Source organism: Acinetobacter sp. FDAARGOS_515 (genome assembly GCF_003938865.1).
GTDB classification, from domain to species: Bacteria; Pseudomonadota; Gammaproteobacteria; order Pseudomonadales; family Moraxellaceae; genus Acinetobacter; species Acinetobacter ursingii.
On the sequence record NZ_RKIX01000003.1, the window covers coordinates 2,283,725 to 2,310,414 of the forward strand.

General features: G+C 40.2%; 33 protein-coding genes. 31 read left to right on the forward strand and 2 right to left on the reverse strand.

The features are described 5' to 3' along the window. Positions 1–4: 4 nt before the first annotated feature. Positions 5–559 carry a hypothetical protein gene (locus EGS47_RS12615; RefSeq protein WP_125269687.1) on the forward strand — a complete coding sequence of 185 codons (555 nt, stop codon included), beginning with the start codon at positions 5–7 and terminating at the stop codon, positions 557–559. Between the two features lie 585 nt (positions 560–1,144). Here EGS47_RS12615 and EGS47_RS12620 read toward each other — a convergent pair. Both EGS47_RS12620 and EGS47_RS12625 read right to left on the reverse strand, forming a co-directional pair. Further along, entirely contained in the window at positions 1,145–1,690 is a 546-nt protein-coding gene (locus EGS47_RS12620) for a helix-turn-helix domain-containing protein (RefSeq protein WP_125269688.1), read from the reverse strand. Between the two features lie 41 nt (positions 1,691–1,731). Next, positions 1,732–2,073, reverse strand: coding sequence for a hypothetical protein (locus EGS47_RS12625; RefSeq protein ID WP_125269689.1), 342 nt, complete (start codon positions 2,071–2,073; stop codon positions 1,732–1,734). Positions 2,074–2,299: 226 nt separating this feature from the next. On the opposite strand from EGS47_RS12625, the gene EGS47_RS12630 reads away from it, so the two are divergent. From EGS47_RS12630 to EGS47_RS12770, 30 genes are all read left to right on the forward strand, one after another. Continuing rightward, positions 2,300–2,482, forward strand: coding sequence for a hypothetical protein (locus EGS47_RS12630; RefSeq protein WP_125269690.1), 183 nt, complete (start codon positions 2,300–2,302; stop codon positions 2,480–2,482). Beyond that, positions 2,469–2,744, forward strand: coding sequence for a DUF968 domain-containing protein (locus EGS47_RS12635; RefSeq protein WP_125269691.1), 276 nt, complete (start codon positions 2,469–2,471; stop codon positions 2,742–2,744). Before EGS47_RS12630 ends, EGS47_RS12635 begins: the two co-directional genes overlap by 14 nt. Before the next feature lie 62 nt (positions 2,745–2,806). Beyond that, the gene (locus EGS47_RS12640) at positions 2,807–3,304 is read left to right on the forward strand and encodes a hypothetical protein (protein WP_125269692.1); all 498 of its coding nucleotides are present in this window, start codon (positions 2,807–2,809) and stop codon (positions 3,302–3,304) included. A gap of 3 nt (positions 3,305–3,307) precedes the next feature. Then, complete coding sequence (locus EGS47_RS12645) at positions 3,308–3,625, forward strand: hypothetical protein (protein WP_228711808.1); 318 nt, start codon at positions 3,308–3,310, stop codon at positions 3,623–3,625. Next, positions 3,567–3,890, forward strand: a complete 324-nt coding sequence (locus EGS47_RS12650) for an HNH endonuclease (protein ID WP_125269693.1) — start codon at positions 3,567–3,569, stop codon at positions 3,888–3,890. Before EGS47_RS12645 ends, EGS47_RS12650 begins: the two co-directional genes overlap by 59 nt. 88 nt (positions 3,891–3,978) lie before the next feature. Next, positions 3,979–4,677 carry an HNH endonuclease gene (locus tag EGS47_RS12655; RefSeq protein WP_125269694.1) on the forward strand — a complete coding sequence of 233 codons (699 nt, stop codon included), beginning with the start codon at positions 3,979–3,981 and terminating at the stop codon, positions 4,675–4,677. Positions 4,678–4,824: 147 nt separating this feature from the next. Then, entirely contained in the window at positions 4,825–6,063 is a 1,239-nt protein-coding gene (locus tag EGS47_RS12660) for a site-specific DNA-methyltransferase (protein ID WP_125269695.1), read from the forward strand. Between the two features lie 212 nt (positions 6,064–6,275). Further along, a complete protein-coding gene (locus tag EGS47_RS12665) occupies positions 6,276–6,761 on the forward strand; it encodes a hypothetical protein (RefSeq protein ID WP_125269696.1) in 486 nt (161 codons plus the stop codon). A gap of 166 nt (positions 6,762–6,927) precedes the next feature. Beyond that, entirely contained in the window at positions 6,928–8,289 is a 1,362-nt protein-coding gene (locus EGS47_RS12670) for a DUF723 domain-containing protein (protein ID WP_125269697.1), read from the forward strand. A 39-nt stretch (positions 8,290–8,328) separates the two neighbouring features. Further along, positions 8,329–10,014 (forward strand): terminase large subunit, encoded by a 1,686-nt coding sequence (locus EGS47_RS12675; protein ID WP_125269698.1) that lies wholly within the window; start codon positions 8,329–8,331, stop codon positions 10,012–10,014. After that, positions 10,011–11,243 (forward strand): phage portal protein, encoded by a 1,233-nt coding sequence (locus EGS47_RS12680; RefSeq protein ID WP_125269699.1) that lies wholly within the window; start codon positions 10,011–10,013, stop codon positions 11,241–11,243. Before EGS47_RS12675 ends, EGS47_RS12680 begins: the two co-directional genes overlap by 4 nt. Beyond that, on the forward strand, positions 11,240–11,902 hold the full coding sequence (locus EGS47_RS12685; protein ID WP_125269700.1) for an HK97 family phage prohead protease: 663 nt from the start codon (positions 11,240–11,242) through the stop codon (positions 11,900–11,902). The genes EGS47_RS12680 and EGS47_RS12685 overlap by 4 nt, the downstream gene beginning before the upstream one ends. After that, positions 11,895–13,088, forward strand: a complete 1,194-nt coding sequence (locus EGS47_RS12690; protein WP_125269701.1) for a phage major capsid protein — start codon at positions 11,895–11,897, stop codon at positions 13,086–13,088. The genes EGS47_RS12685 and EGS47_RS12690 overlap by 8 nt, the downstream gene beginning before the upstream one ends. Positions 13,089–13,134: 46 nt before the next feature. Beyond that, positions 13,135–13,305 carry a hypothetical protein gene (locus tag EGS47_RS18435; RefSeq protein ID WP_171455421.1) on the forward strand — a complete coding sequence of 57 codons (171 nt, stop codon included), beginning with the start codon at positions 13,135–13,137 and terminating at the stop codon, positions 13,303–13,305. Then, a complete protein-coding gene (locus EGS47_RS12695) occupies positions 13,302–13,589 on the forward strand; it encodes a head-tail connector protein (RefSeq protein ID WP_125269702.1) in 288 nt (95 codons plus the stop codon). Before EGS47_RS18435 ends, EGS47_RS12695 begins: the two co-directional genes overlap by 4 nt. Then, positions 13,590–13,937 carry a phage head closure protein gene (locus EGS47_RS12700; RefSeq protein ID WP_125269703.1) on the forward strand — a complete coding sequence of 116 codons (348 nt, stop codon included), beginning with the start codon at positions 13,590–13,592 and terminating at the stop codon, positions 13,935–13,937. It abuts the gene before it with no gap. 32 nt (positions 13,938–13,969) lie between these two features. Further along, positions 13,970–14,251 carry a hypothetical protein gene (locus tag EGS47_RS12705; RefSeq protein WP_005003610.1) on the forward strand — a complete coding sequence of 94 codons (282 nt, stop codon included), beginning with the start codon at positions 13,970–13,972 and terminating at the stop codon, positions 14,249–14,251. Between the two features lie 38 nt (positions 14,252–14,289). Beyond that, positions 14,290–14,751, forward strand: a complete 462-nt coding sequence (locus EGS47_RS12710) for an HK97-gp10 family putative phage morphogenesis protein (RefSeq protein ID WP_005003613.1) — start codon at positions 14,290–14,292, stop codon at positions 14,749–14,751. Next, positions 14,748–15,110 (forward strand): DUF3168 domain-containing protein, encoded by a 363-nt coding sequence (locus EGS47_RS12715; protein ID WP_125269704.1) that lies wholly within the window; start codon positions 14,748–14,750, stop codon positions 15,108–15,110. Before EGS47_RS12710 ends, EGS47_RS12715 begins: the two co-directional genes overlap by 4 nt. A 66-nt stretch (positions 15,111–15,176) precedes the next feature. Next, complete coding sequence (locus EGS47_RS12720) at positions 15,177–15,641, forward strand: phage tail tube protein (protein WP_125269705.1); 465 nt, start codon at positions 15,177–15,179, stop codon at positions 15,639–15,641. Positions 15,642–15,681: 40 nt separating this feature from the next. Then, positions 15,682–16,221, forward strand: a complete 540-nt coding sequence (locus EGS47_RS12725) for a phage tail assembly chaperone family protein, TAC (protein WP_125269706.1) — start codon at positions 15,682–15,684, stop codon at positions 16,219–16,221. A gap of 5 nt (positions 16,222–16,226) precedes the next feature. Continuing rightward, positions 16,227–16,445: a hypothetical protein gene (locus tag EGS47_RS12730; RefSeq protein WP_171394547.1), complete on the forward strand. Its 219-nt coding sequence runs from the start codon at positions 16,227–16,229 to the stop codon at positions 16,443–16,445. 253 nt (positions 16,446–16,698) lie between these two features. After that, complete coding sequence (locus EGS47_RS12735) at positions 16,699–17,187, forward strand: hypothetical protein (RefSeq protein ID WP_125269707.1); 489 nt, start codon at positions 16,699–16,701, stop codon at positions 17,185–17,187. A 66-nt stretch (positions 17,188–17,253) separates the two neighbouring features. Then, on the forward strand, positions 17,254–20,931 hold the full coding sequence (locus EGS47_RS12740) for a transglycosylase SLT domain-containing protein (RefSeq protein WP_125269708.1): 3,678 nt from the start codon (positions 17,254–17,256) through the stop codon (positions 20,929–20,931). 34 nt (positions 20,932–20,965) lie between these two features. After that, the gene (locus EGS47_RS12745) at positions 20,966–21,358 is read left to right on the forward strand and encodes a hypothetical protein (RefSeq protein WP_125269709.1); all 393 of its coding nucleotides are present in this window, start codon (positions 20,966–20,968) and stop codon (positions 21,356–21,358) included. A 57-nt stretch (positions 21,359–21,415) separates the two neighbouring features. Next, positions 21,416–22,579, forward strand: coding sequence for a hypothetical protein (locus EGS47_RS12750; protein ID WP_125269710.1), 1,164 nt, complete (start codon positions 21,416–21,418; stop codon positions 22,577–22,579). Then, positions 22,576–23,565: a phage BR0599 family protein gene (locus tag EGS47_RS12755; protein WP_125269711.1), complete on the forward strand. Its 990-nt coding sequence runs from the start codon at positions 22,576–22,578 to the stop codon at positions 23,563–23,565. Before EGS47_RS12750 ends, EGS47_RS12755 begins: the two co-directional genes overlap by 4 nt. A 7-nt stretch (positions 23,566–23,572) precedes the next feature. Next, positions 23,573–23,821, forward strand: coding sequence for a hypothetical protein (locus EGS47_RS12760; protein WP_228711809.1), 249 nt, complete (start codon positions 23,573–23,575; stop codon positions 23,819–23,821). A gap of 11 nt (positions 23,822–23,832) precedes the next feature. Further along, positions 23,833–24,030, forward strand: coding sequence for a hypothetical protein (locus EGS47_RS12765; protein ID WP_228711810.1), 198 nt, complete (start codon positions 23,833–23,835; stop codon positions 24,028–24,030). Further along, on the forward strand, positions 23,996–26,689 hold the full coding sequence (locus tag EGS47_RS12770; protein WP_125269713.1) for a phage tail protein: 2,694 nt from the start codon (positions 23,996–23,998) through the stop codon (positions 26,687–26,689). The genes EGS47_RS12765 and EGS47_RS12770 overlap by 35 nt, the downstream gene beginning before the upstream one ends. Position 26,690 lies beyond the last annotated feature (1 nt).

The following is a 26,690-nucleotide window of genomic DNA, read 5'->3' on the forward strand; positions in this document are numbered from 1 at the left end:
TGGCATGAATGCAGTAGCAGTTGAGAAGTTTAAAAGTTTCGAATGGTTGACTCATGGCATTACCGCGAGTTCACCAAGTTTCGAACCCGTAGTACATGGCACAGGAGAAAAACCACTTAATTTTGAAGATCGTCTCGGTGCTATTGCAGCAATGGAGACGCAGCTAGAGAAGTCAATTACTTCGGTAATTGTCTTTGGCCAGAAATCTGAAATTGACTATCGCTATATACAGGCGCATTTAGCCGCAATTTTAAAAACAAATGCCATGCTGGATAAAAGGAGGGAACCTGAGAAAATTAAGATTAAAGAGCTGGCTGATTTAATAGCGCGCATGGTTATTGATTTTTCTCTAAATCCTGAGCTTGAGAATAATTTCACTAAACAAGGTCGGCTTTATTATGCAGGCATTCGAACTTGGCAGATGACACTTAAGTCATATGAATCTACATGGCAACAGTACGAGAAGTTGATGTTTTTGTCATTAGAATCAGCAATCGATAGTGCGGCAAAGGAAATTGAAGCTTATCGTAAAAAGACATTTAAAGAAGCGAGAAAATAAAGCTAGTAAAATTTTACTGACTAAGGTATAGTATTTCTATACTGGTCGTATTACACCGTAACGTGACCAACTCTCAAAAGCTCATCATTCGATGGGCTTTTTGCGTTTCTGGAGGTTCACATGCTTCAGTTACTAAAAAGATTATTCTGCTTCCACTTTTTCACATCAAGAACAGATGATGGACACGTTGTTTTAAAGTGCAGTAAGTGCGGAAAAGAAAAAGATTGGTTTGATATGTAGTTTTGCCCTGCCACTGGTGGGGCTTTTTTAATGCCTGAGATTTAATAAACCTGACTCACTGGTGATCTTATGAAATAACGTCAGCCATTAGGCAATTCGGATTTGTGACGCTGTACATTCATTTGTTCAGCTAAAAGCGCAAACGGTGGGATGCAGAAACCAGCCGTATAAATTGGTTTGAATCCAGTGCGATTTCGTCACGTACTGAGTGGGCCTAAGAGAAATACAAAATCTGGGATGACAACCCGACCTATACGGAATGAAAGTTAAGACATCAGATTGATAGCCCATTTCGAGATGATGGATTGATGAGTAGCGTCTAGCCCCGCGGAGAGGGCTTGTTGGTTAATTTATTTTTTCGTAAATAGCTTCTATTTCAGACTTTACGTCAGAGCAAGCATCACCGCGCATATTTTGAATTTCATAGATATCATCAAGTGCCGCATCGTTGCGCTCTAAATAACTAGCAATGTCGTTTTCACTCAACATGCGGTCTTCAACCCATCGCAAAACACTTTCAAGTGACCATTTTTCACGGATTTGATATTTAGCAGAATCGAGAACAGTCCATTTCTGATTCTCGATAAACTGTTTAATATCTTCAAAGTTATAGCGATCAGCGTCATAGTGAAAGACTTCACCGCTTAAGATTGCTCGATTATGATAAAAATCATCATCACTCATTGATAAAGAATCCAAAGCAAACTTGGCTTCAACTGCTCGCCTATTGATGAGCGGTGCGATTTCAATCTCAACCCAACTTGGTATAGATTGACGATCAACCCAAGAAGAAACTGTTTTGCGGCTAATCATTAGATAGTCAGCAACTTGAGACTGCCAAGAGCGGCCAAACATCATTTCGCAAGCTGTTAAAAATTTAGAGTAGTTCATTTTTTTAATCCTTTGGTTGCCCTCTTTCGAGGGCGTTGGTATTAGATTTGAGCGTTAAGCGCTTGAACGAAAGTTTTAGAAGTGCCGTCAAAACGATTGGTGTTTAAGTCAAAGAACAATTTGTGTTTTTTGTCGTTGAAGTTAATACCAAAGCCCATTTTGAAAGCGATGTCATTGGTTAGGTAGATGCGTTTCATGTTGCCTTTCTCCCAAACTTTAGCGCCAGCTTCAATAAGTTGATCCGCGATTGATTTAGTAGTCATGACAAGACCCTCAAGGATTGCTTTGATTGCTGCACCGAAAGTAACGCGGTAGTTGTCGCCTGATTTGATAACTGATTTAGCAAGTTTGTGAGCTGCTTTGAAAAGTTCTGATTTGTTCATGATGTCCACCTAGTGGTTATTGACCGAAGCTAATCTCCTGTCTATGTAGCTATTATGCGGACAAATGCCTGCATAGTCAAGCTATATTCTCAAATATTTTTAATCTGCCGATGAACGGCACAAAAGCCTTAAACCCTCGCCACTTCGGTGGCATTTGTCGAACGTATTACGGCACATAAAGCCCTCACAGAAATGCTGAGGGTTTTGTTTTTTTATTGGTGATTGCATGGATTTAATCGAAGCAAAGAAGAATCTTGAATCATTGCATCAAGACAAAGAAAAATTGGAAAGTCTTAATCATCTCAATTCAACGTTTCAGTTTAAGCAAGCATGTCGTCAACGCATTAACGACATAGATAAGCAGATCAGCAATATTCAACACAGTATCAAACGCTATGCGAGACCGTAAACGACTGGAAGCGATTAGAAAGCTACCTTGTGTTGTATGCGGTAGATCACCAGTGGACGCTGCCCATAGTAATCAATCAGCTCACAATAAGGGGTTAGGCATAAAGGCAAGTGATGAGTTCACAATCCCCTTGTGCAGACAGCATCATGTGGAATACGACCAGTTTCAAAAGATGAATCGTTCGCAGTCTGTTGAATGGTTCGCAAAGATGCTAGAAAAGACTGAAAGGATGCTTTGTCTTAAAGATGAAGAAACATTTTAAGGGTTTCGTTTTTAACGTATCCCTTTTGAGCTATCCGATATTTCCAGATAACTGAGGTGAGCATGAAAGCAGTAGTGTTCACAATCAAAGATCACTCGGACATCGGCAAAACGATTAACTATCTGCATAACAACTACACTCAAGCTAATTTTGAGAATAAGCCGTTAGTTGTAACTATAAAACCTAAAGAGTCCAAGCGTTCAAACGATCAGAACGCACTTTATTGGTTGTGGATGACTAAATGGGCTAACCACACAGGGCAAACCAAAGACGAAGCATCAGCTCACTTTAAGTATGTATGCCTATCGAAGATATTTGAACGTGATCGAGTAGGTGAGTATCCGAATACATTTGCTGCATTAAGAGCTTTGAAAGCAGAACAGAATCCTAGCTATGAACAACTTAGAAAGTTTGTAGCTCAAGAGATTTCAACAACACACGCAAATACCAAACAATTTACTGAATATCTAAACGACATACATGATTGGTCAATGGTTAATTCTAATTTCTATTTAGAGAAACCAGAAGATTTGATGTATGTGCTTGAGAGTAAGGAATAGGTCATGGTCTGCAAATCATGTGAAGAACGTCGTGAATGGATTAAACAACAATATGAACGAGCAAAAGCAAGAACAGCAGCAGCTATCAAGCGAATTACTGGCGCTGATGCAGAAGATAGTGGAGCAGAACACAACACTGATTCAGCAGATAGCGAACAAGGATCAGATAATTCTGGCAGCACTGGAACAGAGCAACGAACTCCTGTTGCAACTAAGCGAACAGGAAGACGAACTGCCAAGATCGAGAACGCTGGACTAGACAATGAAACTACAAACACTCAAACCGAGACTACAGGCGCAGAGAACGACACAAAAGATTGATAGCTCATGGCGTTCCAATAAGTCATCAACTGAGCGTGGATATGGGTATAGATGGCAGAAGGCAAGAGAACGCTTTCTAAGATTAAATCCTTTATGTGTTTACTGTAAGGCAAAAGGTCGGGTTGAGGTTGCTAACGTAGTCGATCATATTGTTCCGCATAGAGGCAACCAAGAGATATTTTGGGATGAAAGCCAATGGCAAGCACTCTGCAAATCTTGTCATGACTCAACCAAACAAAAAGAAGAAAATCAATTAATTAAGTAATTTGTGGTATAATAATTAGACAAAACAAAAGCTCTAAAGACTGGCATCGATAGAGCTTTCTAATCAATCAATCTGAAAGGAGATTGAAATGACTGTAGATAATTCTGCATGTTTTTCTAGTTTTAGTAAACCTACACTGAACTGCGCACTTTGCAATACACCATTCACACCAAAGAGAGCGGATTCAACTGCATGCTCAAGCAAATGCAGAGACAAGATTAAATATCTAAAGAACAGGGAAATAAAGACTAGTGCTTGCCTTAACTGCAACTCGTTGTATACCAAGAAGCAAGGGCAATCTAAGTACTGCTCCAATGAATGCAGAGTAGAACACATAGCTTCTAATGGTATAGATGCTCGGGCAATAGAAACTAAATACATGAAGATGGTTGTTAGAGTTTCTTTCTGTGTTGTTTGCAGTTCTGCTTGCGAAGCACCTTATCAAGGACGCCTTAAGAAGTATTGCTCATCTAAATGTGAGAGTGCACTCGAAAGAACCACACCAAGATACAGAGCTAAACGGGCTAGACGTGATGCTAGAAAGCGTAAGGCTATTACAGCCGCACCAATCGATCCAATAATGATTTTAGAGCGTGACAAGTGGAAGTGTTACCTATGTGGCATTGATACGCCAAAAACATTGAGAGGAACCATAAAAGATAATGCGCCAGAAGTAGATCATATTATCCCATTGAGTAAAGGTGGTGGACATGTTGAATCAAACTTGAGATGTGCTTGCAGAAAATGCAATGCAGAAAAAAGTGATCAAATTTATCAATTAATTTGAGAAAAGGTGGGGGGAAGGTGTTTCTTAAAAATCTTTTATTTTTCTAGACCGCCGCCCTCCTCACTTATAAGAAAAAATCAGATTTCACCGAAATTGGCAAAAAATTAATTATTTCCATGTTTATAAACTGGAAGTAAGAGAGGAAATATGACCAAAGAAATCACAGCGTCAAACCTAATCAGAAAGGTCGCAATCGTTGATTTAATTCCCTATGCCAACAACAGCCGAGTTCATAGTGATGAACAGGTAAACCAAATTGCCGCATCCATTAGAGAGTTTGGCTTTTTAAATCCAATTATCATTGATGGTGATAACGGCATTATTGCGGGTCATGGTCGTGTCATGGCGGCTAATAAGCTGGGCGTTAAAGAATTGCCATGCGTTGATGCTAGTCACTTGTCGCCTGCACAAAAGAAAGCGTATGTCATTGCTGACAACAAGATCGCTTTAAATTCTGATTGGGATAATGAGTTGCTTCGTGTTGAGCTTGAGGGTTTGCAAGAGCTTGATTTTGATCTATCGCTTACAGGGTTTAATGAGGATGAACTTGGCGATTTATTGAATGTGGAACTGTTGCCCGAATATGAAGAAGATGCAGATGGTGAGGTGATTGAGCCACCAGCAGAGCCAAAAACAAAAGAGGGTGATGTTTGGATTTTGGGTAAGCATCGCTTGATGTGTGGAGATAGTACGAGCATTGATGCTTTAGAAAAGTTATGCAACAACCAACTTGTTGATATGTGGTTGACCGACCCACCGTATAACGTGGCTTATGAAGGAAAAACAAAGGATGCATTAACAATCAAAAATGACTCGATGGGTGATGATGATTTTCGTCAGTTCCTTAGAGATTGTTATGTAGCTGCTGATGCTGTCATGAAACCTGGTGCGGCTTTTTATATCTGGCACGCAGACTCGGAGGGTTATAATTTTAGAGGTGCGGCAAAAGATGCTAATTGGAAAGTTCGCCAGTGTCTTATTTGGAAGAAGTCAACCCTAGTTATGGGGCGTCAGGATTACCACTGGAAGCATGAACCTTGCCTTTATGGGTGGAAAGATGGAGCTGGTCACCTATGGGCGTCTGATAGAAAACAAACAACCATACTGGAATTTGATAAGCCAAGCAGAAATGGCGAACACCCAACAATGAAGCCTGTCGAGCTTTTTGAATATTGTCTAATGAACAACACAAAAGGCGGGGACATTGTTCTGGACAGTTTTGGCGGGTCTGGTACAACCATGATCGCTTGTGAGAAATCTGGAAGAACTGGTTATCTAATGGAACTCGATCCAAAATACTGCGATGTTATTATTAACCGTTGGCAGACATTGACAGGCAAAGACGCTGTACTTGAAAGCACAGGGGACAAATTTAATGATATCTAATTATAAACTTTCAAAACCATGCAAGCATTGCGGATGTGAGTATCAATTCCAGTCTCGCGCAACATGCGTTGAGTGTCATAAAAAAAAGTCCAAAGCCTACTACCAAGCCAACAAAGACAAGTGCCGAGGTTTGGTTAGGAGGTGGGTGGGGGAAAATAAAGAATACTGTAAGCAGTACCGCAGGGCTTATTATGAGCTAAATGGTGTTTGATATGACCGCAAAACATGAACCAACAGAGAAGACGAGAGCAAAGGTTAAAGCGCTGGCAAGCGTTGGTACAACTAGAAACGAGATAGCGGCTAACCTAGGCGTTGATTACAAAACCCTAATGAAGCACTACTCCGAGCAGTTGATGGGTACGGCTTCGTCGGCATCCGCTATGGTTGCCCAGCAGCTACTAAAAAAAGCATCAACAGGCGACTCCGCGGCGGCCATGTTCTGGCTAAAGGAGCAGACCAAGCGTAGCGATAATAAGGTCCACATAGATAACGCTGAAGACCCGCTGGAATTTCTAAAAGAGGTCTGGAAGAACAACGACCTCGATCTTGACGTGCGGTTATCTGCCGCGCGGTCAGCCCTGCCATACGTCCACGGCAAAGTTGCTGAAAAGGGTAAGAAAGAAACTAAAGCCGATGAAGCAAAACAGGCAACAAATAGCGGAAAATTTGCGACCTTATCCGCACAATTGAAAAGCTAATATGGTATAATTATTAGACAAAACAAAGCCCAAAAAGACGGCAATCTTAATGGGCTTCTAATCATCAATCGTTATAACGGAACGACTATGACTGACCGCAATAATATATGCGCTTTACTGCGTATTCAATTTATTTCTGCGCTTCATGGTCTATGGAGTGTTAGAAATGGCAAGAAAAAAGACAGCTGAACAATTTATCACTGAAGCTATTGCAAAACATGGCGACAAGTACGATTACTCGAAGACAGTTTATGGTGGTGACACATCCACAATTATTATAATGTGCCCGACACACGGGGAGTTCACCAAAGTTGCAAAAGTACATTTAATGGGATATGGATGTAAAAAGTGTAATTCAGAAAAAAATAAAATGCCTCTTGATGAGGTTGTCAATAGGTTCAAAAGTGTTCATGGCGATAAATACGATTACAGCAAGGTTGTTTATGTTAATAGCAATGTTCCAGTAACTATAATTTGTAAGAAGCACGGTGATTTCGAGCAGAAGCCTGTGGGACATTATAACCAAAAGCATGGATGCCCAAAATGCGCTCTAGATAGAAGAAGTGAGTTCAGGAGTTTTACCACAGAAGAAGCAATAGCAAGATTTAAAGCTATTCATGGTGATAGATATGATTATTCAAAAGTTGAATACAAAACATCTGAAGATAAGATTTGCATAAACTGCCCAGATCACGGTGACTTCTGGCAGGTAGCAAACAGCCATGCGCAAGGGATAGGGTGTGCAGAATGTTCTAATAAGAAACCATTAACACAGAATGAGGTGTTAAAAAGGTTTAGGGATGCCCATGGAGATAGGTATTTATACGATAAAGTTGATTTTAAAAACAACAAGGAGAAAGTTGTTATAACTTGTCGCACCCATGGAGATTTCGAGCAAGTCTCACGGTCACATTGGGTTGGGCACGGTTGTCAAAAATGCATGGGTATTACCATTAGCAGGCAATCTAAACATACGCAAGATCAAGTAATAAAAGATTTTATCGCAGTGCATGGTAAAAAGTACGATTACTCAAAAGTGAAATACGAGAAGTCAGGTGTTGAGGTTTGCATAATTTGCCCCTCACATGGTGAGTTTTGGCAAGATCCTGTGCAGCACAAAACAGGACGGGGATGCATACATTGTGGTAATAAAAACCACCACAGAAGATCGCTTTGGCAAGAAGTTTGTAGCAGACCAAGAAAGAAGCCATGTTTTTATATCTTGAAATGTTCAGGTAATGGCGAGGAATTTTACAAGGTTGGTATAACATCTAGAAAGATACGTGAAAGATATTCAAATGAAAAACAAATGCCTTATGAATACAAAATAGAGTTTTTGCATTATGCAGACGCTGGGTTTATATGGGATTTAGAGAAAAGTGTTCATGGGATTTTGCGGAAATTTCATGTAGTACCGAGTATTTATTTTGGCGGACACTTCACCAAGTGCTTTTCCGAGATACCAAAAGAAGTCTTAAAGTTACTAGATAACATAAGCCAATCAAATCAACTTCAATTAATCGCATAGCACAGACCGCCCAAGTGGCGGTTTTTTAATGGGTGAAATATGGAAAATCTTACATGGAGTACAGCGTGTAAAGATTGGGAAAGCAAGATTGTAAAAGGTGAAAGCCTTATGCCTTGCAAGCCATTATTTCCACACGTTGCTGAACATGCTTTAAATATATTTAAGTCGCTCATTGCGGTTGATGTAATGGGCAGCCCAACAATGGGTGAAATTAGTCGTGAATGGGTGTTTGAGTTTGTTGCTGCGATATTTGGGGCGTACAACCCTGATACACAAAGACGAATGATTAAAGAGTTTTTGCTGCTTATCCCAAAGAAAAATTCAAAATCTACAATAGCTGCATTCATCATGCTGACTGCATTGATTTTAAATGACCGCAGATCAGCCGAGCTTATTGTGTTAGCGCCCACAAAAGAAGTAGCGGACAATAGCTTTAACCCAATGCGTGATGCTATTCGAGCAGATGATGAGTTAAGCGCACTGATAAACATTTCAGAGCATACAAAAACAATCACCCACTTAGGCACACAAGCAACATTAAAAGTGGTTGCAGCGGAAGCCAATACGGTGGGTGGTAAAAAAGCATCATGGATTTTGATTGATGAATTGCATTTATTTCAAAAAAATCCACATGCAAGCAGTATGTTTCGAGAAGCATTAGGTGGTATGGCTTCAAGACCTGAATCATGCGTTATCTACTTAACCACACAGGCAAGCGAAACGCCATGCGGTGTGTTTAAACAAAAGCTAGATTATGCAAGAGATATTCGTGACGGCATAAAAGAGAATCAAAGATTTTTGCCGTTAATCTACGAATTTCCAAAGCAGATGATTGAGAATAACGACCACTTAAAACCTGAAAATTTCCACATCACAAACCCAAACTATGGCTCAAGTGTTGATCCTGAGCAGTTGCTTGATGATTACGCACAAGCAAAAGATGCGGATGAAATAGAGTTAAGAGATTTTCTTGCTAAACGCCTGAATGTTGAAATCGGCATGAATCTACGTGCCAATAGATGGGCTGGCGCTGAATACTGGAACAAGCAAAAGCATGTTTTTGGATTAGACCAAATCATTGAACAGTCTGAAGTCATCACAATGGGAATCGATGGCGGTGGGTTGGACGATTTGCTCGGTTTCGCTGTACTTGGCAGACTTAAAAAAGACCCACGTATCTGGTGGCTTTGGAATCATGCATGGGCCAATAAAACAGCTTTAGAGCGTCGAAAGGAAAACATTCCAAAGTACCAAGATTTCCAGACTGAACAATCACTCACTGTAGTTGATCAGGTGGGCGATGATATTGATCAACTCGCAGCAATTGCCAAGAAAGTTTATGACAGTGGCAAGCTCAACAAGATTGGTCTTGATCCACTTGGTTTAGGTGGTCTTTTAGATGGCTTGCTTGAAGTGGGAATTCCTGAAGATTCAATGTTTGCGGTGCCTCAAGGTTACAAGTTGATGGGTTACATCCTTACAACTGAGCGCAAATTAGCAGAAGGCAACCTTTACCATGCAGGGCAGCAACTAATGACTTGGGCGGCAGGGAATGCGCGGGTGATTATGGTCGGTAATGGTATGCGAATAACCAAGCAAGAATCTGGAATAGGTAAGATTGACCCGTTGATTGCTACGTTTAATGCGGTGGCTTTGATGAGCCTTAATCCAGTTGCCAAGAATTTAGACATTGATAATTATTTAGAGGATGTCGTGATAGCATGAGCGATTTACAAGACACGGGTTTTTGGACTCGTTTCTGGTCACGATTGACTGGAAGAACACAATTAAAAAAAGGTGATACTTCTTATCCTTTTGATAGCTATATTTCGTCGGGTGGAGCAGTTGTAACACCTGAGACTGCTTTAAAACTGTCAGCGGTTTGGGCGTGTGTGAAATTACGTGCTGAAACTATCTCAACACTGCCTCTTCAACTTTATGATAGTGAAAAGCGTATAGCTGTTGACCATTATCTTTATCGTATTTTGCATGATTCGCCGAATGCTGACATGTGTGCTAGTGAGTTTTGGCAGGTACAAAGCGCTTGTTTAGACTTGTGGGGGAACTCATACAACCTAATCACAAAGCGGTCAAATGGCGAAGTGATAGCCCTAGAGCCACTTTTCCCAAGTGAAATGATTGTGAAGCGCAATAAATCAGGTTCAATTGAGTTTCATTACACTGAAAACGGCAAGACCACAATTTATTCTGAAGACAAGATTCTTCACTTTAAAGGATTCACTTTAGATGGGCTTGTAGGTCTGTCTGCTATACAGTTTTTTGCTCAAACCATTGGTATGCAATTTGATGCTAATAACCAAGCTCAAGACTGGTTTAAAAATGGTTTAAAAGTAGGTGGTTTCCTAGAAACAGGCGAGCAGACACTAACAACTGATCAGCGCCAACGCATGAGAGCGAGTCTTTCTGAGTTCAGTAAAGCTGAAAATTCAGGAAAGTACATGATTCTTGAAGCTGGCATGAAGGTTTCAGGTGCCAGCAGCATCCGCATCAATCCTGTTGATGCTCAACTTCTTGAATCACGTTACTTTGGAATCGAGGAAATCTGTCGCGCTTTTGGTGTTCCACCGCAATTAATTGGGCATACAAGCAAAGCAAGCTCATGGGCATCAAGTTTAGAGCAAACGAATCAAGGGTTTCTTACTTATGCGCTCAATCCTCAGTTAGTCCGCTATGAACAAACAATTGCTCGTAAGTTGCTTTTACCACAAGACAAATACAAATACCGTCCTAAATTCTCCGTAGATGGCTTGCTACGCTCTGATGTGGCTAAACGTGGTGATTTCTACGTGAAGATGACTCAGAACGGCTTAATGACACGAAATGAAGCGCGTGAGTTGGAGGATTTGCCAGCATCAACAGATCCAGCGGCAGACAAACTAACAGTGCAAATGCAAATGGTGCCACTTGGAGAAAATCAGGGGAATCCTCAATGAATAGAATAAGTTTCAAAATGAAAGATCAAGCCGTCCAGGAGGGCGGTTTTTTTTCGGGTTATTTAGCAGTATTCGACAATGTTGACTCGCATGGCGATGTCATCCGTAAAGGCGCTTTTCTTAAAACAATCGCGGATTGGCAAGAAAAAGGGAAATATCCAGCAATCTTCTGGGACCACAACCCATCAGAGCCGATTGGCATATTCACCTTAATGCAAGAGGATGAAAAAGGTCTATATGTAGAGGGTAAATTGCTTAATGCAGATGTTCCTAGAGCGCAAGCAACCTATGCATTAATGAAGGTGGGCGCTATTGATGGCATGTCGATTGGCTATATAACAAAAAGATTTAAGCGTGACCCAAGTACAAATATTAGAGAGCTTTTAGAGCTTGAGCTAATTGAGGGGTCAATTGTTGCTTTCCCATCAAATCCACAAACATTGGTGAGTTCTGTCAAATCAAAATTAGATGAAGGCGAACTGCCAACATTACCTGAATTTGAAAAATTCTTGAGAGAGTCAGGATTTTCAAAATCGCAATCCGTTGCAATCGCAAGCAAAGGGTTGCGTCCTCTTCTGAGCGAGTCAGAGGAAGAAATCAAAGAAGCGAAATCAATCACAAATGCTTTAAATATTTTAAAAGGAGTCAGTAATGTCTGATCAAAATTTAGAACAACTCGCTCAAGAGTTTAAAAAACAAGTCGATGAAGTCAAAGGTATTGCCGAAGAGTTCAAGGGTAAACGTGAACATGGTGACAAGATTGCTGAAGGCGCAAAACAAACAGCAGACGAAGCAATTACCAAGCTTAATGAAACAAAAGCGCGCTTAGATGAATTGGAACAAAAATTAGCTCGTCGTCCTAATGATCAACCTGAAGAACAAAAGTCTTTAGGTCGTCAGTTCGTTGAATCAGAGCAATTCAAATCTCTAAGTGGTTCAGCAGGTCAGCGCGGTAAAGCAAATCTTGAAATTAAGGCGACAATCACATCTGCAAATACTAATGCAGCAGGTTCGGCTGGTGATTTAGTTCAAACCACTCGTCTTGCAGGTATCATCGCACCACCTGATCGCAAGTTAACGATTCGCGACCTATTAATGCAAGGTCGTATGGATGGTAATGCGCTTGAGTATGTAAAAGAAACAGGCTTTACCAATAATGCTGGCATGGTTGCCGAAGCTGCATTAAAACCTCAGTCAGATATTCAATTTGATCTTGTTAGTACCACAGCAAAAGTAATTGCTCATTACATGAAGGCATCGCGCCAAATTCTTGATGATGCTTCGCAATTGCAGTCTTACATTGATGGTCGTTTGCGCTATGGGTTAGCTTTTAAAGAAGAGCAACAAATCCTTAATGGCGATGGAACGGGTCAAAACTTGTTAGGGATTATCCCTCAAGCAACTGATTATGTTCGTCCAACAGGCGTAACTCCATCATCTGAGACCATAATTGATACTTTGCGCTATGCAATGCTTCAAGCGGTTTTAGCTGAATATCCAGCAAGTGGTCATGTACTTAACCCGATTGACTGGGCAAGCATCGAAACTTTGAAAGATACGACAGGTCAGTACATTATCGGCAATCCTCAAGGTACATTGAACCCAACATTGTGGGGATTACCTGTAGTGGCAACTCAGGCAATCACAGCAGGTAAGTTTTTAACAGGTGCGTTCTCAATGGGCGCCCAAATCTTTGACCGTTGGTTATCTCGTGTAGAGGTGGCAACAGAGAACGAAGATGATTTCGTTAAGAACTTGGTAACAATCCTTGCTGAGGAACGATTGGCTTTAGCGGTTTACCGTCCTGAAGCATTTGTTTACGGCAACTTAGCACCAGCTGTTTAACCTTGATTGGAAAGGAGCAAAAGCTCCTTTCCTTTTGGAGCATGAAATGAAATACGAAGTGAAGCGTGAACATTTTGGTGATCAGTTTTATAAAAGTGGCGACACTCGAGAAGCGGATCCAGTTTCAGTAAAACACTTGGTTGATAAAGGTGTTTTGGTTGAATTTCAGGAAGAAAAAAAGCCAGTCAAAACAAGTAAACAGGTGAAATCAGAATGATTGATTTAGATCAGGCAAAACTACACTGTCGTATTGACGAAGATCATGAAGATTCGTTGATTTTAAAATGGATTGCGGATGCAGAAGAGGTAATTCAAAACGATTTAGATCGGAAAGTGATTGTAGCTGAGGCTGATCGAATTAATGAAACTGATATCTTAGATAACGATTGGCTGGATTCAGCAAGATTGATTTACGTCCAATATCGTTATAGTCGAAGTACAGACGGCAAACCTCAGGCATATTGGGATCTATTGCAGAAGTTTAGAATTATGGGGGTTTAAATGTCAGATTTAACACCCGAACTATGTCATCGAGTCACCATCCAACACTACGTTGCTGGTGGTCGAGATGAAGATGGTTTTGAAATCGAAGGCTCTTGGCAAGAATACAAAAAGCTTTGGGCTAAAGTCACACCATTGTCGGCTAAGGATTTAATTTCGGCTCAGGCTGATCAATCCGAAGTGGTTGCTCGAATGAAAATCCGCTATCGAGAAGACATTAACACGACGATGCAGGTCATTTGGAAGGGTCGAACTTTTTCAATCCAAAGCCAAGCGCTTGATGATAATGAGACAGGCAATATTTATTGTACTTTCTTGTTGGGGCAAGGCTTGGAAAAGCCTAAATAGTGCATAATTTAGGTGGTTTAAAGGAGAATAAAATGTTTGATTCATTTGTAAGTGGAAGATACGTCTTTATGGTTGGATGGTTGCGCTATGGAGGTGGTGGATCAGATAAATCTTGGATGGCTGCTGCTGTTTGCCGAGATGATCATGAAATATTTGTGGAGAGATTTGATGATTTAGATGCGGGTGATGATGATGCGTTAAGAGCTTTTGACTACATTAAGGACCATGCTGATTATTATGCATTTGGAGAAACCCCAAGTCTTGCCTTAAAAGCAATAGAAGATCAAATAATAGTATTTATGTCTACTTTATAAAGCCACTTCCGAGTGGTTTTTTACACTTGGAGAAAACTATGGCAGGAGTAGATGTTGAGATTAGAGGTCTTGATGATGTGGTAAGTAAACTTCAAAAACTTGCTAATCCTCGAAGAACAAAAAGTATTGCTCGTAAAGCTGCACGACAAGCAATGAATATCGTACGTGATGCTGCTCGTAACAATGCTAAAGCAATTGATGATCCCGAAACAAGTGAGAAGATCTTCAAAAATATAAAAGTTTCAGCTGGTAAAACTCGAAATCCCAATGAGATTGTAATGCGAGTTGGTGTGGATGGTGGAGCATCTTTTTCAAATCCCAATCCAAAACCAACAAGCGGTGGTGATACGCGACATTGGCGCTGGATCGAGTACGGAAAATCAGGCGTTACTGCTGTTCCATTCATGCGCCCTGCATTGGCAAACAATATTCAGCAAGTCACAAATAAGTTTGCAGAAGTATTCGATGCTGAACTAGATAAGGAATTGGCGAACCTATGATTTATCTACCTATATACAAAACTTTGAATGCGGATGCAGCGGTCAAAGCCATCTTTGGTGACAACCTTCGCATCTATGAAGACATTGCGCCTATAGGAACATCAACACCATATGCAGTATGGCAAGAGGTCGGCGGCAATGCTGAAAATAGCCTTGATTGCCCTGCAAAGACCGATCACATCATGTACCAAGTAATGGTCTATGACACTAACCAAAAACGCGCCTACGAGGGCCGTGACGCAATCCGAAAAGCTCTAGAAAACCAAAGTTATATATTAAATCCACGAATCAGCGGATATGAAATCGACACAAAGCTTTTTAGCCGTGGATTTGATGCGAATTGGTTTGTAGATCGATAAATAGAATTTTCCACATAGCACCCAACTGGGTGCTTTTTTTATGCCTAAAATTGAGGAGTACTACTCATGGCAGAAGTCCGCGTTCAAGGTACGAATGTATTCGCATTCGACGGAACAACTATCACACAACTTGCATGTCTAACTGCAATTGACCTAGGAGGTGATTCAACTACTCGAATCGAGAAGACATGCTTAGACGAAACACAAAGCAAATCTTATCTCACTGGTTTGGCTGATCCTGCTCAGGGTTCACTAGGTTTTAACCTTGACACAGAAAACGAATCGCATTTGAAGATGATTGAATGGGCCGAAGATAAAAAAGATGGTTTGCAATTTTATCTAGGTTCATCTGAAAGTACGGCAGTACCAACAGCGGCAGGTGCCGTGGTTACATTGCCTGCTACACGTTCATGGTGGTCTTTTAAAGGCGGTATCTCTACACCAGTTCCATCTTTTGAAGCAGACGCTTTAGTAGGTTACACCGTAACTTTAGAGCGTGAAACAACTGTTGCATTCACCCCTAAAACCTAATATCTAGCCCCGAAAGGGGCTTTTACTTTTGAGAATTAAAATGGCTAAAGTTGATTTTAAAAAAGCGAAAAATATCACAAAATCAGGCGCACCAATTGAGCGTACAGTGAAATGGTCAGTTGTTGTTACACCACAAAACATCGATGAGCTTAAAGAACTCTCAAAAAATCAAGACTTACAGATTGACGATGTGGTTGATCTTGAAGGCCAAGTCTTTATCAAGCGCATGAGCTTTAAAGCTGGTCGTGATGCTGCCAAAGCCTTTGATTGGGATATCAATTACGACGATCCTGAAAAATCTAAATTAAAATCCATTGACTCTGATCAATTGCAAGCAAGTCAATTACTTGGCAGTATTTGCATTGATGAAAAGGGCACTCCATTTTTTGATTCTCATCAAGAAGTGTATGATTCTGATCCTTCATTTATTGCTGCTTTGTATAAACTTGCAGATGATGTGAATAACTTCATGGGAAAGTCACGGACGAAGAGCTTGAACGAAACGAACTCCTCTGCGAACTCGTCCTCAACGGAATCGGCGGCAAAACCATCGAAGAAGCAGAAAGAAACATCAGTTTAAGTGAAATGGCGATATGGAAAGCGTATCGCCTGAAACGCGGCAGCTTAAATATTGGTAGACGCATCGAGCAGGCTATAGGCAATGTATTGGCATTCTATGCAAACTCAAATCGGGGTAAAAACGGCAAGGAAATTTCACCTTATGTGTTTATGCCCCACGAACAAAAACCAAAAGTCATTGAAATGAATGCTGAGGATTATTTGAATAGTATGATTGGCAAATGATTAACTCACCACCACATACAAACACCTTATCCCGCCTTTAATTGGGATATATTTTAATAAGGTGAAATGGGGATTTTCATTGAAAAATTCCCACATATCCATAACTGGATTTTTGTAATCAGGTCTGGTGAAGTCTTTAATTTGTTCTGACATTTTATGGATTTCTTAAGATGGATTTAATTTTGGAAGTATTATAACCTCATCAAAACATAATTTGACGGGGTTTTGTGTGAAGAGAAGATTATTAGTATCAATGACTTTAGTTACAGTTAATGCACATTCTGCGGTTTGTTTAGTTCCTGTAGAGAAAATAAAAATAGCGGATATTTTTATAGGAGAATCTGTTAACGATTTAGCTAGAAGACACAAGGCGGTGGAAGTAGACAACTCTATAATCAATAAATTATCCGATAAGACGCGATCAGTTTTTGTTGATTCTAAATTTGAAAAAGAATGGTTTTACGGGGAGCCTATTAGTGGAATTAATTTTATTAATTACAATCGTGATAGCTATAAGATAAATGCTTTCGGAGTCGCACTTGATTTTGATAATTTTAATTTTGAAAAGGTGAAGCGTGTGATTATAGATTTGTATGACTTGCCAAAAATTAATTGGACATATCACAAAGAGCAAGATCATAAATACGGTGAGGCCGAGGAATACAATTACAAATGCGATGGATACACCATACGATTAGCTCAGTCAGGTCTAGGAACATCAATACAAATGTCTGCGAAGTAAGAATTTTTTTTCATATGACCCACTCAATTGAGTGGGTTTTTTATTACCCAAAATTTGGAGAAAACCATGGCAACAGCATCATTAGGCCGCCTAACACTTGATCTTGTTGCCAGAACAGCAAGTTTCAGCGAACCACTAAACAAGGCAGAGCGTCAGGCTCGAAATTCTGGAAAAGGTATAGCCGAATCAATGGATGTTGCATCCATAGCGGTAAAAGGATTGAGCCTTGCCGTTGGCGGCCTATCTGTTGCGGGTATGGTTGCTTATAGTGAAAAGGTGATTAATGCGGGCAATGATATTCAAAGATTCTCTAAGCTTGCCAATGCATCTGTTAGCCAATTTCAGTATTACGCTAAGGGTGCTGAAACTGCGGGTATTTCGATTGAGTCTTTTGCAGACAAAATGAAAGACATGCAGGACAGAATTGGAGATTTCCAGCAAACTGGCGGTGGGCCATTAGCCGACTTCTTCACCAACATTGCACCACGAATAGGTGTCACGATCCAACAATTTCAAAAATTATCAGGGCCAGAGGCGCTACAGCTTTTCTATAATTCATTAGAAAAAGCAGGCGCATCAGCTAATGACATGAAATTTTATATGGAACAGATTATTAGTGATTCTTCGCTACTGATTCCATTGTTAGAAAAGAATGGTCAGGGCTTTAAGTTCTGGGGTGATGCAGCGCAAAAAACGGGCGCAATCATGTCTGACGACATGGTTAAAAGCCTTGCTGAAGCAAAAGTTAATTTACAACTTTTAGATTTGCAGTGGCAGGGCTTGCAGGCTACACTCATTAATGATGCTATTCCTGTCATTGAAGCTATAGCTGAAAACTGGGACAAAGTTGAGGCGGGTGCTACTGCTTTAGCAACGGTGGTTGGTGTTCGTTTGGCTGCCGCATTCGGTATTGCAGGTTATCAAGCGGCTGTAAGTTTAATTCAGTACACACGTTATCAAGTTGCACTTGCGCGAATGGCGGGAGAAACTATCACCCTAACCACTGTGACACGTGGACTAAGTGGAGCAATGTTAAGCCTAGTGGGTGGGCCATTAGGTTTAATCGCTTTAGGTGTCCAAGTAGCTATTGCTGGCGGCACATACTATGCCATGACCCGCAAAACCGAAGATGCTACCGATGCATTTGATATGCAGGGTAAATCTATTAGTGATTTGGTTGGTCATTACAATAGCTTAAGTCAAGCTAAGCAACGAGCATTCGCTTATGATGCGGCAAAAGACCTAGAGGCAGACACCGAGGCTTATGAGGCGGCAAAAAATCAGGTTGCGTCTTATGCAAGTAGCTTGGCAGAAACGGTATTAAAACAAGGTGAATCGGCAGATAAAATCCGCGAATGGCGACAACAATTTTTACAAGGTGGAATTAGTGCGGAAGAATTGGCAAATCGGATCGGCTCATTATCTGATGTGACAGATGTTTATAACGCCAATATGGTCAAATACTCTAATGCTGCTACTGATGCAAAAGCTAAAATGGATGCGCAAAAGAATGTTGTTGATTCTTTAAAAACTTCAACGGATGCGGTGAATCAGTCGCAAAAAGATCAAATTACAGTTGTTAATGATTCAGCTAAAGCTTGGATGAACTTAACCCAAAAGCAACGTGAATATATCACCCAACTGAGTAAAGATGCTTCACGTGACTTGTATATCAAGAGCTTAGTGGGTCGTGGTGTTGGTGTTGATAAAGCCAATGCTTTAGCTGATGCTCAGTCTAGTGCCAATGGAGAAAATGCATTTAAAGTTGGATTGCCGCAGGCTGTTGTTGATGCAACCATGAAAAACTTTAATCTTAAAAATTATAGTTTTAACAAATCCGAACTTGCGGCTATTGCTAAAGTTCAGGGAATTGCTAAAGCGAATAATTTTGCACAGATTGAAGGTCTATACGGTTTACCTGCGGGTACTTTGGCGGCTTTGGTTTTAAAGGAATCTTCTGGTAATGCAAGTGCGATTAGCCCTACTGGCGCAAAAGGTTTATTCCAAACAACCTCTATTTTTAGAAAACAATATGGACTCAGCTCTAATAGTTCGGTTGAGGCGCAGGCTACAGCGGCTGCACAGGATATTCAAAAGAACCTCAAATCATTTGGATCGCTTGAAAAAGCATTAATGGCTTATAACGCAGGGGCAGGTGGCTTACAGGATTATTTGGCAGGTGGTTTATCGCAAGGTAAACGTAATGAGGTTGCGGGATACGTTCCAGGCTTTCAAAAATGGTTTGCAGGTGTAAACGGCAAGTCTAGTGTCGATAATTCAATTCTGATGCCAACTCAGGCAGATATTTTGGCTCAACAAACACTGGCGGCTCAAGCTCAGAAAGATCTGGATGATAAACGCAAGGAGATTGACGCTCAGTATTATACTGACGCAGAAAAACTTGCTAAAGATCATCAAGATCGGATTGAGAAAATAACTCAAGCTTATACTGGAACGGCTGAATTAAAATCACGTTTAGCTCAGGAAGATGCCTTGTATAAAGAGCAATCCACACAGCTTAAAGTACAACGTGAAGAGGATTATGCAAATTTGACTGCATTTGAAACAGATCGTGTTAAACAGCTTGAAGACTATTATGCGCGTCAAATTGAGCTGGCTAAAACCAGTACAAAAATCAACGAGCAGGAACGAGCTAAGGAAATATCTGGATTGCAGCGCAAGCGCGATTTTGAAATTGCGGCTGTTCGACGGGAGCAGGATGAACAAGTTCAATCTGCATTTGAAGCATATCTGAATGAAACTGAGATTGTTGTTAAGCGTTATCAGCGTGAACGCGAAGAAATTCTCGCAAATGGTGAGCTGCTTGATGAAAACCGTAAAAAGTTGCTACAAGCGAACGACATGAACCAGTTTCGTACACTGAATCAAGCATCTGACAGTGTTTTTCAATACGGTCAAAATGCAGCTCAAGCACTAATGCAGAGACAAAATCCGGATGCGTATGCTCGGTATAGTTTGCAAAATCAATATTCTTCAGACATGAGTGGGTTAAATGATGCTTATAACAATCAAGTTTCAGGTATTAATTTAATCAAAGATGAGAATGATCGTAACGCACAGCTTTTGCAAGCTCATGAGCAATATCTCAAAGCCAAATCCGAATTAACTACAGACTACAATCAAAAGGAGATTGAGTTAAACACCCAACTTTACTCTAGCAATTTATCAGCTATGAGTTCTGTTTTTGGATCAATGGGGGACTTGATTAAAGGTTATGCAGGGGAAAGCTCAGATGCTTATATTGCAATGGTTGCAATTCAAAAAAGTGCAAATTTGGCAAGTGTGATTATGAATGGCTATACTGCAATTTCGGCAGCATGGGCTTCAGCACCATTCCCCTACAACCTACCCGCAGTAGGAATGGCTACAGCACAAACAGGTGTCCTACAAGCCGCCTTGCAGGCATTTACGCCTAGTATTACTGGCATGGCCCACAACGGTATAGACAATATTCCAAAAGAGGGAACATGGCTTTTGGATGGCGGTGAGCGAGTGTTGAATCCTCAGCAAAATCAAGACTTAACACGTTATTTGAATGAAAGGCAAAGTGCAAATGAGAAGTCCTCAAATGCCACTGAATCAATTGGTCAGTTCACTATTAACAACTTCATTGACCCTAAGGAAATTCCACAAGCCATGGCAAATCCTTATGGAGCTAAGGTATTTATGAACTTTATCAAACTCCACAAATCTACAATTCGTGGTATGTTAGGTGTGCCTTAAATAGGGTACTTCTAATTGATAATAAAGGTAAAATATGAATGATTTAAGAAATACAGAAATAAGACTTCTAGCACTTGTTGTAAAATCTGATCCTGAGCGTTTCCGTAATGGTGGTGATTCAATCACACTAGCATGCAATGGGGTTATTATTTCTGGTAGACCAGTGCCAAGAAGTGTTTTCTTGGAAGCTAAACAAAATGCAACCCTCAAAGCTTTTGAGGATTTAACATTACAATCATTAACCAAAGGAGAAATAGAGGAAGATGAAGAGCAAAGCAACTTAATTGAGAATATTCATAAACTGTATTTGACTGATGCTCAGTATTACATCGGAGATAAAGTTATCCCTTCACAAGCTGGAACATCGATTGTGGTTAACATTAATTCAATTGATGCATATAATTTTGGAAAACTCTCCTTGGGTTGATGAAACGTCAATTTCTTAATCGACCAACTATGGTCGGTTTTTTATTGTGAGCAATTTATGAAAATCAATACAAGTTTTGGAGAGCTTATTTTGCTCACAAATTGCCCTTTACTTGAAACCAAGGAGCGACTGGAATTTAAAACGGATGTTCATGCGTCTTACGATGGAAGTGCTGAAGAAAGAATTCCGTTGCGAGATCAGGCGCGGCAATCTTTCACCATGCCTTATGTGGTTGTATATAACCAGATCGCACCCTTGTATAACAGCTTATATGAAGGACTGAGAAAAGAATTTGCCATTCCGCAAGTTTTAGAGAGAGAGGTTATTCCAGATATAAACAATCAAGACTTCATTGAATTTGATACAAGCTTAAAACTCGGTTACATGCCCGCCAAAAGTTTGGCTCTAATTGATTCAAACGAAGGGAAAATTGTTGTAGAAATTACTGAGATTGGGCGTTATCAAGTAATTGATGAAGAAACTGTATATGTTGACGGGTATCGACTAAACCAAGCAATCACCGCAACCAATGCGACAATTACGCCGATTCGTAGATGCATTATTGATGGAGATGTTGGAAGTCAGATCAATGGCTTGATGATGAAGTCGACAGTGAACTTTAGAGTTATTGATAACCCTGAGTATGAAAACTCACCAGATCCTGAGCAATTTAAAGGAGATGATCTTTATTTTATACCATTGCTGCTTGATGGGGATTATCTGGACATTTCATTTACGCAATTACAAAGTATAGTTGATGGCGATACTGGCTTGTTTGGGCAATTCACGCCTTGGCTAAATCCGCAGATCTTGAAAAACCTACGTGTAATCATCAAAACACGACAAGAATTTAATGATTACAAAAAATGGTTTTACCGCAGACGCGGAAAATTAAATCAATTTTGGCTGCCCACTTACGAACAAAATCTAAATTTAGTTTCTCGATCTGGATCAACTATCACCGTAAAAGATGATAATTACCTCATCTCACGCAAACACATTGCGATTAAAGCAAATGATGTTTGGTCAGCACATGAGGTTACTTATGTTTCGAGCGCAGCAGATAACAAAGTCCTAACCCTTAACCCTGAACCGCCAGTCAATATTCAGCGTATAAGCTATCTAGGTCTTTATCGTCTTAATTCTGATTCGGTTGAATTCAATTTTCTTGGCGCAGACATTGTTGAGGCTGTTGTGCCAATTCTGGAGCTATCCCCATGATTTTATTCAGATCAAAAAAGGATTTATTCCAGTTTAATTTCGGCTCAAAAGCATGGTACTTCACAAGTGCTGAAAAAGAAGTTACTCATAATGAAATCACGTATAAACCCGTAAAAGGATTGCAGCGTGGGGATATTGAAGATGCAGATATTGATAAATGTGAAACCGAAGTATCCATGTTTCAGTACCAGATTTTGAATGATGCAGGTGATAACTTTCAGCAGATTTTTAACAATAAAATCTATCTGGAAACGGTTTATCTGACAATATTGGAGTTGTACAAAGGGGAAACATTGGTCTTGTTCAAAGGCCGTGTGACACAACCGAAATACGACGAAGATGCAAATACTTTGACTTTGGTTTGCTCAACTGCTGAATCTTTGCAGAATCGAAATATCTTAACACGTAAGTTTCAAAAGCCTTGTGCAAACAAGATTTACGACATGTTTTGTAGCCTAGATTTTCAGAAATGGGCATCTTATGCAAAAGTGACTGCTATATCAGGATTATCAGTAACATTCAGTTTTGAACCCAACATTGTCACGACTGAAGAAACTGATGTGGACGGAAACCTTGTCACAACAGTTGTGACTACAAATACAGGATATGGCGAAATCATCGATAACGTAGTGTATATCAGTAAAAAGATCATTACTGAAGTCACGGTAACTGATCATGAAACCGAGGAAAGCACGACAACGACAGAAGAGGATGTGCTTTGGACAATCGCGCAGAACAATATGTTTGCACGTGGTTTGCTGTTTAAAGATGGGGTTTATACATTCATCACAGATAACAGCAATTCAAATCAAGTCTGGCTGTATCGACCGCATATTGATCTTGCTATAGACGATATTGTTCTGATTGCACCTGGTTGTGACCAGTCGCTTTCTCTTTGTCATGTGCGATTTGCGAATAGTCTGAATCACCATGGGTTTCCAAACATTCCATCCACAAATCCCGTAAACGACACAATTATTAAATGAGGTGCTTATGGTTGCAATACCAGTTTGGCTCATATACGCGACAATAGCTATAGCATTGGCATCGGCGATTTATTCCGTTTATCAAATGCGCAAAATGCAAAAGAAAAATGGCGCATCAGCTTCACAGTTAGATGGTTCACTCGCAGATGAAGGTCAGTCATTTAGTGATATTGCGGGCAGTCCACACATGTACGTCAACTATGTCGATAAATTTGGCGAACGTGTCGAAGACATTAAAACCAAAGGTGGCAAGTGATGCGAATTTATATGTCAGATATACGAAAAGCCAATATGTGTGCTCGCGGATCGCGGGCATTTTTTTTGGCGCAAGGTTGGGATTGGCAAGATTTTCTCAAGAATGGAATCGATCTTGAAATTGTAAAAGCATCGAATGATGCAATGGCACAACAAGTTGTAGAGGTATTTGAAAATGGGCGGGAGCAGCAAGCAAGTCACGGGTCATAAATATTTTGCAACTTTTGTGGGCATGATCGGGAATTGTATTGAAGGAATATGGGGTTGGAATTTTGATAACCGAGGCTGGATCAGGCATCCAAGGGGCGAATTGATTAAAGCGGGAAAATTCAACATCGATCGTCAGGATTTGTACGGAGAAACCGAAGGTGGTATTTCTGGCTACGTTGACATTAAAGATGGCGACCCGAACCAAACATCAAATGACATCTATGCCGCATATTTAGCTCAAAATGATTTACCGCCCGTGGCTTATCGCTATCTTTCATATTTGGTTTATGAAGATTTTTACTGGGGCAATAACCCTTATATGAAAGAAGTTTTGATATGGCCAAAGCGGATTCATAAAAAATTTGATGGTGGTGGTCAGTGGTATGATGAAAAAGCGGAAATACCAGAAAACGGAAGTAATCCCGGAGGCGGAGGTGAAGGCGATGAGCCACTAGACATCCCGGATGGTCTTACAATTTCTAGACATCTTTTTGCGAATGATGCTGTTCAAATCTCAGAACCAGAAGTTGGCGAGGTGCGATCAAAAACTCTAATGTTCTTTGGTGGCGGCTGGTCAATTAGTTCCAGTTTGGATTTAAAAGCCAGCTCATTTACTTCAAAAGCAGTGTTACCGTATTCAAAATGGGTGGGTTCTATTGGTGTTAAAGCGGGAAGGTCTGGTGTTTCTATAGATATAACCGGTGCAAGTTTTTCTCATGTTGATGAGCATGGATTTAGTATTTATGGAATTGAATTTATTGGTGAAATATTCAACATTAATATTAACATATCTCAGACAAATTCAATCTACTGGACCTACTTAAACCTAAAAAGATATGCAGCACCGGACGCTCCAATTTATACCGGAGATATGAATCCAATTCACAAAATACGTGAAATCTTAACAGACTATGTGGCGCTTAATAAGCCAGAATCAGATATTGATGACGAGAATTTTAAACGTGCTGCTGATCGAATTTATGCTGAGGGTTTGGGTATCTCATATGCAATTCAAGAAGCTAAATGCATTGATGTATTAAATGATCTCTGCTCACATATAGAAGGTGCTGTTCGTATTAATCGACAAACTGGAAAATATCAAGTCGTATTATTTCGTGATGATTGGTTTGATTTGGAGCAGGCACATAGCTTTGACGAAAAATCAATTAAGACATTTGAAGCGGAAATTACCAACGCAGATGGCCCAGTGAATGTATTAAATATCAACTATTACGATCGTGCGAATATTAAAAATTCATCTTTTAATTTAGCTGATGTCGGTTCAATTCATACTGTTGGTGGTGAAATATCTCAGACTGTTGACTTTCCCTATTACATGAAACGTCGCAATGCTGAAATTGTGGGTAATTGGAAGTTAAAACAGCTGTCATCAGGTGCATGGAAAGGAACATTTACAACCGGTAAATATGATGCTCGTAAGATCAATCGCTACGATGTGATAAAAATTTCGTTTGCAAAGCGCGGAATATTTGATCTACCTGTTCGTGTGATGAATATTAAGCTTGGAAACGGGCGTGATAATACTGTTTCGATTGATTTTGTTGAAGTTATAACATATTCAGGTCAAAGCTTTACAGCTATTACAGTTGATCCGCCTGTTGAAAATGCATTATCTCCGCAGCCGACGCAGCCCGTAGTTTTTGAAATGCCTTATTTTGAGGCTATTCAGCAATTTGGACAATCACAAGTAGACTTGGAGTTATCGAATAACCCTGAATTGGGTTATTTAGCAGCAGCAGCGCCGAAGCCGCAAAATAATTCTCTTAATGCGCTGCTTTATACAGATGGTGGAACAGGTGTTTATACTGATTTTGAACGCGTTTCTTCGTTAAGTTACTGTCAAGCACTCTATCTTGATCAATCAATTGATTATTTGGATACATCATTTGCAGTGAAAGACATTGATTTTGTTGAGCAAAGGAATACGCCGAAATTTGTTAATACTGATGCAGATACAATCATTCAGATGAATGATGAGCTCATGGCTTTTGTTTCTTATGACACTGAAACAAAAATTATTACTGTGAAACGTGGTGTGCTTGATACTGTGCCGCATAAGCACACAAGTGGCAGTCTTGTGTTTTGGGGTGAGTCCATTGCTTATGATTCAACTCAATATGTGCAAAGTGAAGTTGTTCAAGCGCAAGTTTTAACAACCACACCGAGTTCGGTAGAACGACTCAATACTACAAATGTCATTTCACTTGAAATGAACGGGCGAGCAATACGCCCTTATCCACCAGCAAATGTAAAAATTAACGACGAACATTACCCAGTCGAGATTGAAACCGATCTTGTTGTTACATGGGTTGATCGTAATCGTTTACAGCAAACTGGTGGAACAGTACTTGGTTGGACTGATGGCGGGGTTGCATTAGAGAGTGCAGCTTCAACAATGCTAACAATCAAAGAGCTTGATGTTGATGACCTCGTTGTTGCGACACACAACATCAATGTGACTGGAACCAACACTTACACTTTAACTATTTCAGCAATGCAAGCTGAAACTAGATCAATTGAAGTGATAGTTAAAACGGTAAGGGATGGGCATGAGTGCTTATATGCTTTTGATCACACTGTAATTCGCTCAACGCTTGTTGCTCCGAGTAATGTCACTTTTCAAGTTATAGAGTATTGAT